This is a genomic window from Halorubrum sp. SS7, from assembly GCF_005435055.1.
GTDB classification, from domain to species: domain Archaea; phylum Halobacteriota; class Halobacteria; order Halobacteriales; family Haloferacaceae; genus Halorubrum; species Halorubrum salinarum.
On sequence record NZ_SGXV01000263.1, the window covers coordinates 1 to 531 of the forward strand.

Sequence of the window (531 nt, forward strand, 5' to 3'; positions counted from 1 at the left end):
GCGTCATTCTGGGTCAGGTCAGCCCGAGCATCGAGCCGCTGAAATCGAACTACTTCGTGCGAGACGGTGCGAAGCTGAAGTCGACGCAGAAGAACAGATTCCTTCAAGCGATACTGGCCGAGCGGGGCAAGGACACCCGCGAGGTCTGGGACAGCATCGCGAATAAAGACGGGAGCGTCCAGCATCTCGACTGTCTGACGGACAGAGAGAAAGAGGTGTTCAAGACCTTCGCCGAGATACCGCAGATGGCGATAATCAACCAGGCGGCACAGAGGCAGAAACACATCGACCAATCACAGAGCGTGAACGTCTCGATCGACCCGAGCGAAGTGAGCGTCAAGGAGATCAATCAGCTCTACATAGAGGCTTGGAAGAAAGGGGTCAAGAGCCTCTACTATCAGCACAGTGTGAACGCCGCGCAGAAGTTCAGCCGAGACATTCTCGAGTGTCGGGCCTGTGAGAGCTGATCGCTACTCGTAATCGGTTCGCATACCGTCCCGGTCTCTGTCTTCGACTCCAGGTCGACATCCC

Annotated in this window: 1 pseudogene; it reads left to right on the top strand. The window is 56.3% G+C overall.

The window, feature by feature from the left end:
- Nucleotides 1-467 (top strand): annotated as a pseudogene (locus EXE44_RS17950) (ribonucleotide-diphosphate reductase subunit alpha); the annotation flags it as partial.
- Nucleotides 468-531 lie beyond the last annotated feature (64 nt).